The sequence below is a fragment of the Mesorhizobium sp. M2A.F.Ca.ET.037.01.1.1 genome (genome assembly GCF_003998075.1).
GTDB lineage: Bacteria > Pseudomonadota > Alphaproteobacteria > Rhizobiales > Rhizobiaceae > Mesorhizobium.
Genome location: NZ_RZSA01001379.1, coordinates 1 through 1,287 on the forward strand (window position 1 = coordinate 1; position 1,287 = coordinate 1,287).

Genomic DNA, 1,287 nt, shown 5'->3' on the forward strand with positions numbered 1-1,287 from the left:
GCGTTGGCCTTCCGCGACGCGATCGCGGCGATGGTACCGTCTTCGACCGAGGAGCGGTTGATGATGGCCAGGAGGTAGTTGAGGTTCCTGGTGTTGACCCGCTTGGCGCGTAACTCGGGCAGCAGCGCCGGCGCGATCTGGTCCCATATCCAGTCGCCGTGCCAGCTGACGTCGTAGAGCGCATAATTGCTCTCGCCCTCGGGCATCTCGGTCGAGAGCTCGTGCCTGATCTCCCTGAGAATGATGTCGAGAACCTGGGACGGGAACGCCTTGTGCAGCTGGGGCAGCCATGGCGGGAAGCCGTTCAGCTCCTGCAGGGCGTATCGGGTCGCGATCTCCGCCTCGGTCGCGTTTAGGGCCAACGGCCAGCCGTCGGTCTCCCGTGCCTCGATGGAGAGGCCGGTGAGCCCGAAGATCGTCGTGAACGGCGTGCTGTTGGCGGCCGCGCCTTCCGAGCGAAGCTGCGGCCTATTCTGGCGCCAGTAGCCGACGGTGCTATCGCGGAACGCGCGCGCTACGTCCTCGCCGAACGTCGCGATCAGAGCACGCCAGTTCCCGGCGGTCCACCAGTTATGCTGGCTATCGCCACTCCGCATCTGCTCGTGGAGATAGTACTGATCATTGGAGACCTTGCCTGGCTTGCCGAAGTCGCGGATGGTAGCGACGCGGCTCGCCAGGATCTTCTTGGCCCGCTCCTTCGCCTTGGCCTCCTTCGCAGCCTCCCTGTCGGATCGACGCTTCCAGGCGGCCTGCTGCCGCTTGAATTTGGCGGCGGCCCCCTTCGGTGGGTTGAGCAGCTTATCGAGTTCGGTCTCGACTTCGGGATCGATCGTCGCCGCCGTCTTTAAGCGTTCCCGCCATGCACGCGGTCGGCCGTTCTGCTGATAGAGTGAAACCGCGAGCGTGAGCGCCACGAGCTTGTCGTCCGTGAGCGGCCGATCGGCAATCTGCTCAATGATGTAGTCGAAATCGGAGCCGTCGAAGGCCCAGTAGGCGCCGAAGATCGACACATGCCAGTAGTCTGTCAGGCGTTCGCCGTTCTTGCGCTTCCGGCGTGCCCGCTCCTCGGCCACGCAGTTCCAGAACAGCGCTCGATTGATTTGGGGCCACTCGCGGACCAGTTGCGGCAGCTCGTTGCGAACCTCCTCGAAGAGGCCACGCCCGTAGTCCTCGGCTATAGGGAGTTTCCGCAGGATCGACAGAGGCAGCTTCTTCAGCGTCGCCGGGTTGCGGCCCCGGATCATTCGCATGAGGACCTGGCCGGCGGTCTGCCCGAGCCAGCTGTAT

1 pseudogene is annotated in these 1,287 nt (G+C 64.3%); it reads right to left on the reverse strand.

The window, feature by feature from the left end:
* A pseudogene (locus tag EOA27_RS41245) lies at window positions 1-1,287 on the reverse strand (hypothetical protein); the annotation flags it as partial.